Raw genomic sequence first — 14,359 nt, forward strand, 5'->3', positions numbered from 1 at the left:
CGGCTACCAGGGCGCCTGGTTCAGGGGCGGCGGGCCGGTAGCAGTTTCAGGGTGCTGCGGGTGTTGGCGGTGACTTCCTCTTCGCTGAAGTGCGCCTGCTGGTAAACCCCTTCGATGTAGGCTTCGGCCTGATCGTCATAGTGCTTGTCGAACAGCACACCGCTCTGGCCGACCGGATTGATGGTCAGGCTATGGGCCGGGTCGGCGAAGTCGATGATGCGCCGGGTCGAAGGGCCGTAGACCACCGCCCAGGGCGCCGGGCCGATCTTGCTGGTGAGGTTGTTCGGTACCTCATGGCTGCCGGGGGCCTCCAGCGGCCCGACGTTGAACACGCGGTCCAGGGGCTTCTGCATGCCCAGCGGGTGGCCATGGGTCAGGGTGTGGGCACTGCCCCAGCGCCATTGCGTCGGGTTTGGCCCGAGGGTGCGCTTGAGATGGTCGATGCTCGCGCGCCAGGCTTGCTTCACCGTATCGGCACGGCTTTCCCGCTGCGCTGTGGTGCGGTCGTCCCACCAGGGCGAGTCGGGGTCTGCCGCCAGGCGCGGCAGGGCGGCGTCCACCACCCGGGCCTGGATCAGGGCGTCGAAATAGGCATCGCCGAGCTTCTCATGGAAAGCCGCCCGGGCCAGTTCGAACAGGAACTGGTTGAACAGGGTGGCGCTGGTGGATTCCAGCGGATAGTCACCCTGCCATTGCGCCAGTTGCTCCATCAGCTTGAGTTCCTCGGGGGCTACGACCACTTCGCGCAGCACTGGCAGCAAAGGCGCCAACAAGCGCGGACCGTAGGCGGTGGTGGTGCCCAGTTGCAGCTTCTGGGTGTTCTCCAGATCCCATTTCAGCGTCTTGTCGCTGAGCTGGCGATCCAGCTGCTGGCCTCGGTCGGGCAGGTTGTAGTAGCCGGGAATCTCCATGCCGGTGGGGGAGGTCGGCTGGAAGTTGGCCGAGACGATGTAGCCCCGGGCCGGGTTTTCTTCCTGGGGGTTGGCGCTGAAGGGGTAGAAGCCGTCCTTGTCCGCCAGGGCGGTGCTGCCATCGAGGATGAAGGTCGGCTTGGCTCCGGCCGGGCGCTTGGGCAGCAAGGCGGCGGCCCACCAGCCGATATCGCCCTTGGCATTGGCCCAGACGATGTTCAGTCCCGGCGCATGGACCTTGGCCGCGGCCGCCCGGACCTTGGGCAGGGTGTCGGCGCGATTGAGCTGGTAGAAGCCGTCGAGGATCGGGTTGGGCGTCTCCAGGAATCCCCACCACATGGCGATCGGGGCCTTGCCCACGGTGCTGCCGAGCATGTCGTTGATGATCGGGCCATGGGGCGACTGGCGCAGGGTCAGGGTCACCGGCGCCTGGCCCTTGACGGCGATCTGCTGCTCGCTGCTGATCAGGTCCACCCATTGGTCATGGAACCAGACCTGGTTGGGGTTCTCCGGGTTGACCTTCTCGGCGATCAGGTCGAGATCGTCGTTCTGGAACATGGTCAGGCTCCAGCCGAAGTCCAGGTTGTGACCCAGGAAGGCAAACGGCACCAGCGCCTGGTAGTGGCCGTAAAGCTCGAAGCCCGGGGCCCAGAGCTGGGCTTCGTACCACACCGATGGCAGCGAGTAGCGGATATGCGGGTCGCCGGCCAGCAGCGGGCGGCCGCTCTTGGTCCGGCTACCGGACACGGCCCAGGCGTTGCTGCCTTCGAATTGCGGCAGGCCGGCGTCGGCCAGGGCCTGCTGGCTCAGGTGGCCGATTTTCGCCAGGTCCTGCCAGTCGATGGCGGCCAGGTGCGGCGTGGCTGGGGTCTTGCCGTTGGCCAGGACGCCCTTGGGCTGCCACTCCAGGTCGAACACCTTCAGGTAGTCGTTGCCCAGCTGGTCACGGATATAGGTCATCAGCGGTTCGGTACGAAACGCCATGGCGAAGCTGTAGGCCATGAAACCGGCGACGCTGACGGTGTCTTCGGCGGTGAAGGGCCGCTTCTGGATGCCCAGGATGTCGAACTCCATGGGCCGTGGGTGGCTGTCCTGATACTGGTTGATACCGTCCAGGTAGGCTTGCAGGGCTTGCCAGGCGGGAGACTGGCGGTCGAGCCCGGCCACGTAGCTGTCGGCCCGCTCGCGGATGCGCAGGCTGCGAAACAGCTTGTCGGTGTCCAGCAGCTTGGGCCCGAGAACCTCGGCCAGCTCGCCACGGGACAGGCGGCGCAGCACTTCCATCTGGAACAGCCGGTCCTGGGCATGCACGTAGCCCAGGGTGCGGTACAGGTCGGTTTCGTTCTCCGCGCGGATATGCGGTACGCCGCGCTCGTCGTAGCGCACCGTGGCCGAGCCCTGCAGGCCGCTGAGCTCCACCTGGCCCTGACGCACCGGCTGCTTGCTGTACAGGTAGCCGCCGAGGCCCAGCAACAGGGCGAGGATCAACACGGCGACGACGGTGAGGCTGCGTTTCATGCGGGCTCCTTGCTGCGTTGTTATGTTCGGTGCCGCCCTGGTCGGGCAGCAGACATGTAACACATCTGGCCGGCGGTGCGCAGGAGGCAGTCCTCGATTAGTCGCGAATGCCTTGCTCGGTGCCGTTGGCCCATGGGCAATAGCAGCCGACCGCCAGGGTATGGGTGGCGCTGACCGCTCGCTCTTCTTGCAAGGCCTGGAGGATGGGCTCGATGAAGCTGTTGCTGGAGTTGCAGGTCAAGCCTTCGCTGTAGGGGCCGAAGTAGGCCAGCTTGCCGTTGCGGTCCCAGATCGCCACGGCGGGGCTGGCGGGGACCTGCTCGGCGCCGGGCAGGTGCTCCAGGGACTTGAGGCGCTCCAGGGTGACCGGCAACTGGCCGTGGCTGCCGGCCTTGCGCACCGAATAGAACTCCACGCCCCGTGGGCCGTAGGTTTCGATCAGTTCGGCCAGGTGCTGCTGGTTGCCGACGTTGCAAGGGCAGGCCGGGTCCCAGAAGTGCACCAGGCGGATCGCCCCCGGTCCGGCGAGTTCGGCAGGCAGTTGCAATGGATCGCCGGAGAACATCGCCGTGTGCTCGCTGAAGGCCCGCAGGTAGCGACCCTGGAACCAGTCGTAGGCACTCCACAGCACCACGGCGCAGATCAGGACGAGCAGGCTGGCGAGCAGGGATGTGCGGTAGGGCTGGCGCATGGAGATAGGTCCTCGAAGGTCGCGTAGCTTGCCATGCTTGCCGCGACAGATGAATATCGCAGGCCCATAAAGCCCGTTTTGCCCTGGTGTCCCTGTTTTGCAAACCTCCATGCCTACGACCTTCGACCCCGACCTCCTGCGTGCCAGCCTGCAACCCCTGGCGGCTGGCCAGCCGCTGTCGGCCCAGGGCCAGGCCTACCAGCGCTTCTACGGGCTGGATTTTTCCGGCCGCGCCCGGGTGCCGCGCAGTCGCCTGGGGCGCTTCCAGGTGGATGGCTATGAGGTGGTCGCCCAGGCCTGGTGGCCGGAGCGACCTCGGGCGACGCTGTTCCTGTTCCATGGTTTCTACGATCACATGGGCTTGTACCGGCATGTGATCGAGTGGGCACTGCAGCGCGACTTCGTGGTGATTTCCTGCGACCTGCCGGGGCATGGACTGTCCAGCGGCGAACGCGCCAGCATCGACGATTTCGCGGTGTACCAGCGGGTATTGCAGGGCCTGTTCGTGCAGGCGCGGACCCTGGAGTTGCCCCAGCCCTGGCACCTGTTCGGGCAGAGCACCGGCGGGGCGATCGTCATCGACCACCTGCTGCACCAGGGCGCCCAGAGCCCAGCCCAGGGCCAGGTGATCTTGCTTTCGCCGCTGGTGCGTCCACGGGCCTGGGGCTGGTCGCTGCTCAGCTACTACCTGTTGCGGCCCTTCGTCAGCGGCATTGCCCGGCGTTTCAGCGAGAACTCCAACGACCACGACTTCCTCGCCTTCCTCCAGGCCGACCCCTTGCAGCCCCAGCGCCTGCCGACGGCCTGGGTCGGTGCGCTGGCGCGCTGGATCAAGCGGCTGGAGGCGGCCCCGCGCAGCGACCGGCAGCCGGTGATCGTGCAGGGGCAGGCGGACATGACTGTGGATTGGCAGCACAACCTGCAAGTGATCCGCAGCAAGTTCAGCGCACCCGAGGTGCTGATGCTGCCGGAAGCGCGGCACCATCTGGCCAACGAGGTGCCGCTGTACCGCGACCAGTATTTCGCCTTCCTGACCCGGCACGTTTGAGTCCAGGGAGTGAACCTGCCTTGGAGTGGCGCAGGCGCTGGCATAGGCTGCGAACGCCCCGAAGGGCCGCAGGGTCCTCAAGATCGCTGGAGGTTTGGCGGATGATTGCCTGGCAAGGTCCTGCGGCTCTTTGCGTAGCCCGGCAGGCTTGGTAGCGGCTACAGGTGGGTGGCCGGGTCAGGGAGCCAGGCTGGAGGTGCTCTGGCCCACCGCCAAGCCGGCGCGGATCGCGGCCAGGGCCGCCTGGTAATAGGCCTTGCCTTCGGCTGATTCGGCAAAAGTGGCGAACTCTTCCAGTTCCGTATCGGACAGGTCCCGGTAGACGTACAGCAGGGTGTTGTTCAGGTCATTGCCGATCTGCTGCATCAGGCGCTGGCGCTGGCCATTGAGCATGCCCTGGGCCTGGCCGTTGCCCAGCAAACCGGGAATCATCTGGCTCAGGCTGTCGGCGGCGACTCCGGCAATGGCCAGGCTGACTTCCGCACCGGCTTCGCGGGCGGGCAGGGCCTGGGCCAGGTGGCCGATGATCAATTGGCGATTGTCGCTGGCCTGCATCTTCGGCAAGCCCTGGGCGTTCTTGGCCAACTGGTCGCGACGGGTGGCCAGCAGCTCGGCGGCGACGATCTTGCGGCCCAGGGGCGACTGGAAAAAGGCCAGGGCCGGAGCGGGGTCGGCCAGGTTCTGGCGCAACTGCTCCTCGGCGCGGCGATCCACCGACTGGGGCGCGAAGCGCTGGTTGCTGTTATCCACCAGGGCCTGGTAGACCGCTGGCGGCAGGCTGTTCTGGTAGCGCTGCTGGGCGGCGTTGAGGGCATCGCTGAAATGCGCGCGCTGCTCTGCCCAACCGGCGACCTTGTACAACTGGTCGTGGCTGTCTGCCCAGGCAGGCAAGGTGCAGAACATCAACAGTGAGAAAAGCAAACGACGCATAAGGACTCCTGTCAGCAGGCGACTATTCTCCGGGCCAAGGCGGTAGTTGTCGAGAATTCGTATCAGATGAAGTCATGGTTCCAGGCACCTTGGAAAAAAAGCTGAATCTGCCGCCCTGCGGCTCTGTCAGATTTATCTGCGGCTGGATACTATGCGCGCCATGCACATACCCTCTGATCATCCGCTGTTGTTGAGCATCGTCGACGACCTGGCCGCCCGTGGCTGGTCGCAGCAGGATATTTTCCTGCCTGAGGCTCTGACCCTCGACCTGGCTGCCGAGTGCCGTAAACGCGCCGCCGAAGGCGAGCTGGCTCCAGCGGCGGTCGGGCGCGGGGTTGCCCAGGAAATCCGCGAGGGTATCCGCGGCGACCATATCCAATGGCTCGAGCCCGGCCAGGCCGCGGCCAGCGACGCCTACCTGGCGCTCATGGACAGCCTGCGCGAAGCCTTGAACCGTGGCCTGTTCCTTGGCCTGGAGGATTTCGAGTGCCATTTCGCGATGTATCCGCCGGGTGCTTTCTACAAGCGCCATGTGGACCGCTTTCGCGACGACGACCGGCGCATGGTGTCGGCGGTGACCTATCTCAACTCGCAATGGCTGCCCGAGCATGGCGGGCAATTGCGCATGTACCTGCAGGACCAGGAGCAGCACGATGTCGACCCGCTCGGCGGCCGGCTGGTGGTGTTCCTCTCCGGCGAATTGCCCCATGAAGTCCTGCCCGCGACCCGGGAGCGCCTGTCCCTGACCGGCTGGTTCCGGCGCCGCGGCAACGAGCCGTTCTGAGGATGCACAAGATCCTGGTCAGCCGCTGCCTTTTGGGCCACCGCGTACGCTACGACGGCGGCGCCAGTGGCCCTTTCGATCAATTGGCGGCCTGGCAGCATGAGGGGCGGGTGGTGGCCCTGTGCCCGGAAGTGGCTGGCGGCTTGCCGACACCACGTGCCGCGGCGGAGATCCCGGGTGGCCAGGGCGTCGATGTGCTGCAGGGGCGGGCGCCGGTGATGACCACGGCAGGTGACGACGTCAGCGCCGAGTTTCTCTCCGGGGCCCGGCAGGCTTTGGCCCTGGTGGAAAAGCACGGTATCCGTATTGCCGTGCTCAAGGCCAACAGCCCGTCCTGCGGCAACCTCTGGACCTATGACGGCACCTTCAGTGGGGCCAAGGTCCCGGGTGAAGGGGTTACCGCCGCCTTGCTCAAGCAGCACGGGGTGCAGGTCTTCAGCGAACTGCAACTGCTCGAGGCTGCCAGCGCCCTCGCTGCATTGTCCTCGTAGCCGCTGTCGAGCTTTAGCGAGGCGACGGTGGTGACTACAGGTGAGGTCTATTGCTCGGCGTCGCCCTTGGGCGGCTTGCTGGCGTCCATGCCGAACCATTTCTCCGACAGGGCCATCAGCCGCCCATCCGCCTTGATCCGCTGCAAGGCGCTATCCAGGCTGGCGCGGAACGCCGGATTGCCTTTCTGGAAAGGAATCGCCAGGCTCAGGGTCGGTCCCACCTTGGCGCCTTCCTTCACTGGCAGGCGACTGTCGCGAATCGCATAGGGGATCAGCAGGCGGTCGCTGATGGCGGCGTCGATCTGCTTGTCCGCCACATCCTTGATCGGCTGTTGGGCATCGGCATAGCTACGCAGGTTGATGCCTTCGACGGTCCGTGCCTGGTCGACGAACTGGCTGCCCTGGGCCACGCCCAGGGCCCGGCCGCGCAGGGATTGCAAGGAAAACAGCGGGCGTTGCTCCTCCTTGCGTACGATCAGCTGGGCGCTGGAGTAGCTGTAGGGCTCGCTGAAGTCGAAACGATCCTTGAGCTCCGGTGTCACTGCTATGTGGTTGATGGCCACGTCGAACCTGCCGCTTTCGACGCCGGGCAGCAACTCGTCGGTGTCGGTCACCACGAAGTCCGCGCGCACGTCCAGTTCGCTGGCCAGCAACTGCCCCAGTTCGACTTCGAAGCCGCTGAGCTTGCCGTCATCCTTGAAATTGAAGGGCGGGGTATCGGCTTCAAGGGCAATACGCAGTTCCCCGCGGTCATTGATGTCATCCATCAACTCGGCGTGGACGCAGGTGCTCGCCAGGGGCAGCAAAAGTATCAGGCCAGGCAGGAAACGCATGGTCACTCCTTGAATTCATGTGAGCGATGCGCTGTTCAGGCTCGCTTTGCTAAGGTGTTGAGTGCCTTCGACAACGAACAGCCACAAAGTTGTCATAACCGTAAAAGAATTGCGGAAAACTGGAGAAGATAATGAAAAAGTATATGTCTTGCGCGGCCCTGGCGGGTTTGTTGCTGGGAGCCTCGATGCTGGCCGGCGCAGCTGAAATTCCTCGTACGCAGGCACCTGCCGGTGCCAAGGTGTCCATTGTTTCCCCGGCTGACGGAGCAACCGTGGACAAGACCTTCAAGGTCAAGTTCGGGGTCGAGGGCATCGCCCTGGCGCCAGCGGGCGACCAGACCGCCAATACTGGCCATCACCACCTGCTGATCGACGTCGACCAGCTGCCGGCCGAGAACATGCCGATTCCGATGGATGCCAACCACCTGCACTTCGGCAAGGCCCAGACCGAGACCGAAGTGACCCTGGCCCCGGGCAAGCACACCCTGCAACTGGAGCTGGGGGACAAGAACCACGTGCCGTTCGACCCGGTGATCGTTTCGAAGAAGATCACAGTGACCGTGAAATAAGCGTAAACGCCGCACAAAAAAAGGGAGCCCATCAAGGCTCCCTTTTTTGTACGGCTAGCTACAAGGCTGCAGCTACAAACCAGGACGGGCCCTTGCTTGCCGCTTGAGACTTGCCGCTTGCAGCTGCTGTCAGAACAGGACGCGGCAGCGGATGGTGCCGTTGATGTGTTGCAGCTTCTCTTGCGCCAGGTCCGAGTACTCGGCGTCGACGTCGATCACCACGTAGCCGACCTTTTCGTTGGTCTGCAGGAACTGGCCGGAGATGTTGATGCCATTTTCCGCGAAGACCTTGTTGATCTCGCTCATCACGCCCGGGATGTTCTCGTGGATGTGCAACAGGCGGTGCTTGCCAGGGTGGGCAGGCAGGGCCACTTCCGGGAAGTTGACCGAGGACACCGAGGTGCCGTTGTCGCTGTACTTGACCAGCTTCTCGGCCACTTCCAGGCCGATGTTGGCCTGGGCCTCGGCGGTGGAACCACCGATGTGCGGGGTCAGGATCACGTTGTCCAGGCCACGCAGCGGGCTTTCGAACTCTTCGTCGTTGGAACGTGGCTCGACCGGGAATACGTCGATGGCCGCGCCGATCAGGTGCTTGTCCTTGATCGCGTCCGCCAGGGCGTCCAGCTCGACCACGGTGCCGCGTGCGGCGTTGATCAGGATGCCGCCCTTCTTGATGGCGCGGATTTCCTTCTCGCCGATCATCCACTGGGTGGCCGCGGTTTCCGGCACGTGCAGGGTGACGATATCGGACATGCCCAGCAGCTCGTGCAGGTTGCCGACCTGGGTCGCGTTGCCCAGTGGCAGCTTGGTCACGGTGTCATAGAAGAACACCTGCATGCCCAGGCCCTCGGCCAGGACCGACAGTTGGGTACCAATGGAGCCATAACCGACGATACCCAGCTTCTTGCCGCGGATCTCGAAGGAGTTGGCTGCGCTCTTGATCCAGCCGCCGCGGTGGCAGGAGGCGTTTTTCTCGGGGATACCGCGCAACAGCAGGATGGCCTCGGCCAGTACCAGCTCGGCGACCGAGCGGGTGTTGGAGTAAGGCGCGTTGAACACCGCGATGCCGCGCTCGCGGGCCGCGGACAGGTCAACCTGGTTGGTGCCGATGCAGAAGCAGCCCACCGCGACCAGTTTCTTCGCGTGGTCGAAGATCTCTTCGGTCAGTTGGGTGCGGGAGCGAATACCGATGAAGTGCGCATCGGCGATCTTTTCCTTGAGCTGGGCTTCCGGCAGAGAACTGGTGAGGTACTCGATGCTGGTGTAGCCGGCGGCCTTGAGCACGTCGACAGCGGATTGGTGGACGCCTTCGAGGAGAAGGAACTTGATCTTGCTCTTATCGAGAGAAGTCTTGCTCATCTGCGTAAACCTGTGTCCCGGAGAAAAATGGCAGGGAAGTGGACAGCTTGAGCTGACCTGGGCGGCGCGCGGCCGACACCGCAGAAGGCCCTTGGGCACTCTTCTGCGGGGGCGGTATGCTAGCATACGCGCCCCGCTAAACACTCATTCCTGCGACGTGAAGCGTTCTCAGGATGACCATGAATTGTTCGAGAGTTCTGTCGATGACCAATCCTGCCCTGATTGATGAGCTGAAGACCCTGGTTGAGCCCGGCAAGGTGCTGACCGACGCTGACTCGCTGAATGCCTACGGCAAGGATTGGACCAAGCACTTCGCCCCCGCCCCGACCGCCATCGTGTTCCCCAAGACCATCGAACAGGTCCAGGCCATCGTCCGCTGGGCCAATCAGCACAAGGTGGCGCTGGTGCCTTCGGGCGGTCGTACCGGGCTTTCGGCGGCAGCGGTAGCCGCCAACGGCGAAGTGGTGGTGGCCTTCGACTACATGAACCAGATTCTCGACCTGAACCTGACCGACCGCACCGCGGTATGCCAGCCAGGCGTGGTCACCGAGCAACTGCAGAACCTGGCGCAAGACAACGGCCTGTACTATCCGGTGGACTTCGCATCGGCAGGTTCCAGCCAGATTGGCGGCAACATCGGCACCAATGCCGGCGGGATCAAGGTCATTCGCTACGGCATGACCCGTAACTGGGTGGCTGGAATGAAGGTGGTCACCGGCAAGGGCGACCTGCTGGAACTGAACCGCGACCTGATCAAGAACGCCACCGGCTATGACCTGCGCCAGCTGTTCATCGGCGCCGAGGGCACCCTGGGTTTCGTGGTCGAGGCCACCATGCGCCTGGACCGGGCGCCGAAGAACCTCACTGCCATGGTCCTGGGCACGCCTGACTTCGACTCGATCATGCCGGTGCTGCATGCATTCCAGGGCAAGGTCGACCTGACGGCTTTCGAATTCTTCTCCGACAAGGCGCTGGCCAAGGTCCTGGCCCGCGGCGACGTCCCGGCGCCATTCGAATCGCAATGCCCGTTCTATGCCCTGCTGGAGTTCGAGGCCACCACCGAGGAAGTGGCCAACCAGGCCCTGGAGACCTTCGAGCATTGCGTCGAGCAGGGCTGGGTCCTGGATGGCGTGATGAGCCAGAGCGAAACCCAGCTGCAGAACCTGTGGAAGCTGCGCGAGTACATCTCCGAGACCATCTCCCACTGGACCCCGTACAAGAACGACATCTCGGTCACCGTGTCCAAGGTGCCGGCATTCCTCCAGGAAATCGACGCCATCGTCGGCAAGCACTACCCGGACTTCGAGATCGTCTGGTTCGGCCACATCGGCGACGGCAACCTGCACCTGAACATCCTCAAGCCGGAAAACCTGAGCAAGGACGAGTTCTTCGCCAAGTGCGCCACGGTCAACAAGTGGGTGTTCGAAACCGTCGAGAAGCACAATGGTTCGATCTCCGCCGAACACGGCGTGGGCATGACCAAGCGCGACTACCTGACCTATAGCCGCTCGCCGGTGGAAATCGAGTACATGAAGGCCGTCAAGGCGGTCTTCGACCCGAACGGCATCATGAACCCGGGCAAGATCTTCGCTGCTTGAGTCCGGGCAGCCCTGAACACGCGTACGAACAGGAGTCGGTAATGAGCTATCAGCACCAGTATGTCGACGGTACCCGGATTCATTTTCCCCTGGGCAAGGTGGTATGCATCGGCCGCAACTACGCCGAGCATGCCAAGGAACTGGACAACCCGGTTCCCACCGAACCGCTGCTGTTCATCAAGCCGGGCAGCTGTGTCGTGCCCCTGGAAGGCGGTTTTGCCATTCCCACCGAGCGTGGCTCGGTGCATTACGAAGCCGAGATCGCGGTGTTGATCGGCAAACCGCTGTCCCCCAAGCCCAGTCGTGAAGAGGTGCTGGATGCCATTTCCGGCTTCGCCCCGGCCCTGGACCTGACCCTGCGCGACAAGCAGGCCGAGCTCAAGGCCAAGGGCCTGCCCTGGGAAATCGCCAAGTCGTTCGACGGCGCGGCGGTGATCGCGCCTTTCGTGGTGGGCAGCACTTTCGCCGACCTGACCGACATCGGCATTCGCCTGACCATCAATGGCGAGGTACGCCAGGATGGCAACAGCAGCATCATGCTCAACCCCATAGTGCCGATGATCCAGTACATGGCCGGCTGCTTTTCCCTGCAGGCCGGCGACGTGATCCTCACTGGTACTCCGGTGGGTGTCGGCCCGCTGAATGTCGGTGACGAACTGATCCTGGAACTGCCGGGCGCCAGCCGTTTCATCAGCACCGTCCGTTGATCGGAAACTTTCTGCGAGAGCACCAAAAAACCGGACATCTCGCAGAAAGCCCTCCGCGCTTTTACCGTTTTTTCACATTTGCCCCGGATAATTCTCGGGTTCATGGTTCGCAGCGCTCAAATTTGCGTGCTATTACCTGTGGCCGAGCTTCTTGGAATCTGTGAAATGGATGCCCAACCTCTGACCAAAATCCACACTCCCCGGCGTTTGCGACTGCGCATGCGCTGGTATTCCTGGCTGCTGCTGGCCGGGGTGATCAGCTATGGCCTGGCCAGCATCATGCACTGGGACGACCGCGGCGTGCTCTGGCTGCAGGAAGGCTTCGTCACTCCTGCAGAGCGCAGCGCCAGTATCTGGCTACCGGCCTATCGGGCGGTGATCGACGCCAAATTGATGCCTGGCCTGGAGCGCGACGAAGCTTCCGACCTGTCCTACAACCCCAGGACCAAGACGCTGTTCTCGGTAATGGGCAAGCACCCGTTCCTGGTGGAACTGAGCCTGCAGGGCGACGTCCTGCGCAAGATCCCGCTGGTGGGCTGGAGCAATCCGGAAGGGGTGGCGGTCATGGAGGATGGCTTGATGGCCATCGTCGATGAGCGCGACCACTCGCTGGTGATCGTCAAGGTCGATGGCTCCACCAGCCAGTTGAACATCGCCGATTTCCCCAAGTACGACCTGGGCCCTTCGCAAGACCAGAACAAGGCTTTCGAAGCCGTGGCCTGGGACCCGCGCAAGCAGCAGTTGCTGCTGGGCGAAGAGCGGCCGCCGGCGCTGTTCACCTGGAGCAGCGACGGTCGTGTGCTCAAGGGCGACAAGCAAAGACTGCCTAGCGACGAGCTCGACCTGCGCAACTTGTCGGCCCTGGGTATCGATCCGCGTACTGGTCATACCCTGGTGCTGTCGGCCGAGTCGCATTTGCTGCTGGAGCTGGACGAGCAGGGCGAGCAAGTCAGCTTCATGACCTTGCTTGGTGGTTTCAACGGCCTGAAGAACACCATCCCCCGCGCCGAAGGCGTGGCCATGGACGAGGCGGGCAACCTGTACATGGTCAGCGAGTCCAACCTGTTCTACCGCTTCGAGAAGCGCTGAACACCGGACCCGGACGTTGTCCGGGTCGTGCCGATTAAGCTTGAATTCAGGCGCCGGTGATATTCCTGGGGCCGTCCTGTATTCGAGCTTGCCTGCCATGTATCGCCTGAGTCGTATCCATCCCCTCTATCTGCTCCTTGGTCTTGTAGTCGTGTTGCTGGCGGCATTCGCCCACAACCATCGGCTGTGGCAGCGCGCCTGGTTCGACTGGCAGGCCTACTGGCAAGCGACTGATCCGCATTCACTGGGGCTGGGCGACTACCGAGTGGTGCGCGAGGCCCAGCCCATCGAGGGCCTGGACGATGTTTCGGCGCTGACCTACGACCCGCTGCGCAACAGCCTGTTCACCGTGACCAACAAGCAACCCGAGCTGATCGAGCTGTCCCTGGATGGGCAGGTGCTGCGACGCATCGCCCTGGTGGGGTTCGCCGATCCTGAGGCGGTGGAGTACATCAGTGCCGGTACCTATGTGATCAGCGACGAGCGCCAGCAGCGGTTGATCAAGATCCATCTGCAGGACGACACCCAGGTAGTGGATGCGGCGCAGTCCGAGCAGGTGACCCTCGGTGTGCACCTGGGCGGCAACAAGGGATTCGAGGGCTTGGCCTACGACTCCCGGGGCAAGCGCCTGTTCGTCGCCAAGGAGCGTGATCCGATGCTGATCTACGAAGTGCAGGGGTTTCCCGACAGCGAGCCGGATACGCCCTATGGCATGCACGTGGTGAACAACCCCAAGCGGGATGCCGCGCTGTTCGTGCGTGATCTTTCCAGCCTGCAATACGATGAGCGCAGCGGCCACTTGCTGGCGTTGTCGGATGAGTCGCGACTGGTGCTGGAGCTGGACGCCCAGGGGCGCCCCCTGAGCACCCTGGCGCTGGGCAAGGGTCGCCAGGGCCTGGACCGGGCGGTGCCCCAGGCCGAGGGTATCGCCATGGACAATGAAGGCACGTTGTACCTGGTCAGCGAACCGAACCTGTTCTACGTCTTCAAGAAACCCGCGCGCTAGTTCTGGCGTTGCCGGGATTGGCTCGCCATAGCGGCCAATCCGGCAGGGGGAGCGTGATCAGGCCTTGAGGGTCTGCACGCCTTCGGCGGTGCCCAGCAGCAGCACGTCGGCGGGCCGGGCGGCGAACAGGCCGTTGGTGACCACGCCGACGATGGCGTTGATCTGGCTTTCCAGCTCCACCGGGTTGCTGATCTGCATGTTGTGCACGTCGAGGATGATGTTGCCGTTGTCGGTGATCACGCCTTCGCGGTACACCGGATCGCCGCCCAGCTTCACCAGTTCGCGAGCCACGTGGCTGCGGGCCATCGGGATCACTTCCACCGGCAGTGGGAAGGCGCCCAGCACCGAGACCAGCTTGCTGGCATCGGCGATGCAGATGAAGGTCTTGGCCACGGCCGCGACGATCTTCTCGCGGGTCAGGGCCGCGCCGCCGCCCTTGATCAGGTTCAGGTGCGCATCGCTTTCGTCGGCGCCGTCGATGTAGAACTCCAGCTCGCTGACGGTGTTGAGTTCATACACCGGGATGCCGTGGCCCTTGAGGCGCGCGGCGGTGGCTTCGGAACTGGCCACGGCGCCATCGAAGGCGCCCTTGTGCCGGGCCAGGGCGTCGATGAAGCAGTTGGCGGTGGAGCCGGTGCCGACCCCGACGATGCTCTTGTCGTCGAGTTTCGGCAGGATGAGGTCGACGGCGGCCTGGGCGACGGCCTGTTTGAGTTGATCCTGGGTCATGCGGGCTCCGAAGCGGGCAGGGGGGGCACAAAGCCCGGCATTATAGGCGTCGGCGCCGGCCAGGTCATTGCCCGTCTGGCCACTCGCCCGGCGGCG

The 14,359-nt window shown here is 63.8% G+C and carries 14 protein-coding genes; 8 read left to right on the forward strand and 6 right to left on the reverse strand.

All coding sequences use genetic code 11. The annotated features are described in order from the left end of the window. Positions 1–20: 20 nt before the first annotated feature. Positions 21–2,429: a penicillin acylase family protein gene (locus CAG11_RS02285; RefSeq protein ID WP_085594372.1), complete on the reverse strand. Its 2,409-nt coding sequence runs from the start codon at positions 2,427–2,429 to the stop codon at positions 21–23. A gap of 97 nt (positions 2,430–2,526) precedes the next feature. Continuing rightward, positions 2,527–3,120: a DUF6436 domain-containing protein gene (locus CAG11_RS02290; RefSeq protein ID WP_085594374.1), complete on the reverse strand. Its 594-nt coding sequence runs from the start codon at positions 3,118–3,120 to the stop codon at positions 2,527–2,529. 109 nt (positions 3,121–3,229) lie between these two features. Here CAG11_RS02290 and CAG11_RS02295 point away from each other — a divergent pair, with 109 nt between their 5' ends. Further along, on the forward strand, positions 3,230–4,168 hold the full coding sequence (locus CAG11_RS02295) for an alpha/beta hydrolase (RefSeq protein WP_085594617.1): 939 nt from the start codon (positions 3,230–3,232) through the stop codon (positions 4,166–4,168). Between the two features lie 177 nt (positions 4,169–4,345). On the opposite strand, the gene CAG11_RS02300 is transcribed toward CAG11_RS02295, so the two are convergent. Continuing rightward, the gene (locus CAG11_RS02300) at positions 4,346–5,098 is read right to left on the reverse strand and encodes a DUF2059 domain-containing protein (protein ID WP_022641695.1); all 753 of its coding nucleotides are present in this window, start codon (positions 5,096–5,098) and stop codon (positions 4,346–4,348) included. A gap of 151 nt (positions 5,099–5,249) precedes the next feature. Between CAG11_RS02300 and CAG11_RS02305 the strand changes: the two genes are divergently transcribed. After that, positions 5,250–5,882 (forward strand): 2OG-Fe(II) oxygenase, encoded by a 633-nt coding sequence (locus CAG11_RS02305; RefSeq protein ID WP_085594376.1) that lies wholly within the window; start codon positions 5,250–5,252, stop codon positions 5,880–5,882. Positions 5,883–5,884: 2 nt separating this feature from the next. Further along, positions 5,885–6,373: a DUF523 domain-containing protein gene (locus CAG11_RS02310; protein WP_085594378.1), complete on the forward strand. Its 489-nt coding sequence runs from the start codon at positions 5,885–5,887 to the stop codon at positions 6,371–6,373. Between the two features lie 47 nt (positions 6,374–6,420). On the opposite strand, the gene CAG11_RS02315 is transcribed toward CAG11_RS02310, so the two are convergent. Further along, positions 6,421–7,206, reverse strand: coding sequence for a transporter substrate-binding domain-containing protein (locus tag CAG11_RS02315; RefSeq protein ID WP_022641692.1), 786 nt, complete (start codon positions 7,204–7,206; stop codon positions 6,421–6,423). Between the two features lie 131 nt (positions 7,207–7,337). Between CAG11_RS02315 and CAG11_RS02320 the strand changes: the two genes are divergently transcribed. Further along, positions 7,338–7,775 carry a DUF4399 domain-containing protein gene (locus tag CAG11_RS02320; RefSeq protein ID WP_022641691.1) on the forward strand — a complete coding sequence of 146 codons (438 nt, stop codon included), beginning with the start codon at positions 7,338–7,340 and terminating at the stop codon, positions 7,773–7,775. Positions 7,776–7,904: 129 nt separating this feature from the next. Here the strand turns inward: CAG11_RS02320 and serA are convergent, their stop codons facing one another. Continuing rightward, complete coding sequence (gene serA, locus CAG11_RS02325; protein WP_022641690.1) at positions 7,905–9,134, reverse strand: phosphoglycerate dehydrogenase; 1,230 nt, start codon at positions 9,132–9,134, stop codon at positions 7,905–7,907. Between the two features lie 203 nt (positions 9,135–9,337). Here serA and CAG11_RS02335 point away from each other — a divergent pair, with 203 nt between their 5' ends. The 4 genes from CAG11_RS02335 to CAG11_RS02350 all read left to right on the forward strand — a co-directional run bounded on the left by CAG11_RS02335 (position 9,338) and on the right by CAG11_RS02350 (position 13,534). Continuing rightward, positions 9,338–10,732: an FAD-binding oxidoreductase gene (locus CAG11_RS02335; protein ID WP_085594380.1), complete on the forward strand. Its 1,395-nt coding sequence runs from the start codon at positions 9,338–9,340 to the stop codon at positions 10,730–10,732. Positions 10,733–10,773: 41 nt separating this feature from the next. After that, on the forward strand, positions 10,774–11,439 hold the full coding sequence (locus tag CAG11_RS02340) for a fumarylacetoacetate hydrolase family protein (protein ID WP_085594382.1): 666 nt from the start codon (positions 10,774–10,776) through the stop codon (positions 11,437–11,439). Between the two features lie 165 nt (positions 11,440–11,604). After that, the gene (locus tag CAG11_RS02345; protein ID WP_085594384.1) at positions 11,605–12,528 is read left to right on the forward strand and encodes an SdiA-regulated domain-containing protein; all 924 of its coding nucleotides are present in this window, start codon (positions 11,605–11,607) and stop codon (positions 12,526–12,528) included. Between the two features lie 97 nt (positions 12,529–12,625). Continuing rightward, complete coding sequence (locus CAG11_RS02350; RefSeq protein WP_085594386.1) at positions 12,626–13,534, forward strand: SdiA-regulated domain-containing protein; 909 nt, start codon at positions 12,626–12,628, stop codon at positions 13,532–13,534. Between the two features lie 57 nt (positions 13,535–13,591). Here the strand turns inward: CAG11_RS02350 and rpiA are convergent, their stop codons facing one another. After that, positions 13,592–14,263, reverse strand: a complete 672-nt coding sequence (rpiA, locus tag CAG11_RS02355) for a ribose-5-phosphate isomerase RpiA (protein ID WP_022641685.1) — start codon at positions 14,261–14,263, stop codon at positions 13,592–13,594. Positions 14,264–14,359 lie beyond the last annotated feature (96 nt).

Source organism: Pseudomonas sp. B6(2017) (genome assembly GCF_002112765.1).
GTDB classification, from domain to species: Bacteria; Pseudomonadota; Gammaproteobacteria; order Pseudomonadales; family Pseudomonadaceae; genus Aquipseudomonas; species Aquipseudomonas piscis.

Bases quoted from the DNA above. Each gene is read 5' to 3' on its own strand.
- CAG11_RS02320 (WP_022641691.1), top strand. From the start codon at position 7,338: ATGAAAAAGTATATGTCTTGCGCGGCCCTGGCGGGTTTGTTGCTGGGA.
- CAG11_RS02305 (WP_085594376.1), top strand. From the start codon at position 5,250: ATGCGCGCCATGCACATACCCTCTGATCATCCGCTGTTGTTGAGCATC.
- CAG11_RS02315 (WP_022641692.1), bottom strand. From the start codon at position 7,206: ATGCGTTTCCTGCCTGGCCTGATACTTTTGCTGCCCCTGGCGAGCACC.
- CAG11_RS02345 (WP_085594384.1), top strand. From the start codon at position 11,605: ATGGATGCCCAACCTCTGACCAAAATCCACACTCCCCGGCGTTTGCGA.
- serA (WP_022641690.1), bottom strand. From the start codon at position 9,134: ATGAGCAAGACTTCTCTCGATAAGAGCAAGATCAAGTTCCTTCTCCTC.
- CAG11_RS02310 (WP_085594378.1), top strand. From the start codon at position 5,885: ATGCACAAGATCCTGGTCAGCCGCTGCCTTTTGGGCCACCGCGTACGC.
- CAG11_RS02335 (WP_085594380.1), top strand. From the start codon at position 9,338: ATGACCAATCCTGCCCTGATTGATGAGCTGAAGACCCTGGTTGAGCCC.
- CAG11_RS02285 (WP_085594372.1), bottom strand. From the start codon at position 2,429: ATGAAACGCAGCCTCACCGTCGTCGCCGTGTTGATCCTCGCCCTGTTG.
- CAG11_RS02290 (WP_085594374.1), bottom strand. From the start codon at position 3,120: ATGCGCCAGCCCTACCGCACATCCCTGCTCGCCAGCCTGCTCGTCCTG.
- rpiA (WP_022641685.1), bottom strand. From the start codon at position 14,263: ATGACCCAGGATCAACTCAAACAGGCCGTCGCCCAGGCCGCCGTCGAC.
- CAG11_RS02340 (WP_085594382.1), top strand. From the start codon at position 10,774: ATGAGCTATCAGCACCAGTATGTCGACGGTACCCGGATTCATTTTCCC.
- CAG11_RS02295 (WP_085594617.1), top strand. From the start codon at position 3,230: ATGCCTACGACCTTCGACCCCGACCTCCTGCGTGCCAGCCTGCAACCC.
- CAG11_RS02350 (WP_085594386.1), top strand. From the start codon at position 12,626: ATGTATCGCCTGAGTCGTATCCATCCCCTCTATCTGCTCCTTGGTCTT.
- CAG11_RS02300 (WP_022641695.1), bottom strand. From the start codon at position 5,098: ATGCGTCGTTTGCTTTTCTCACTGTTGATGTTCTGCACCTTGCCTGCC.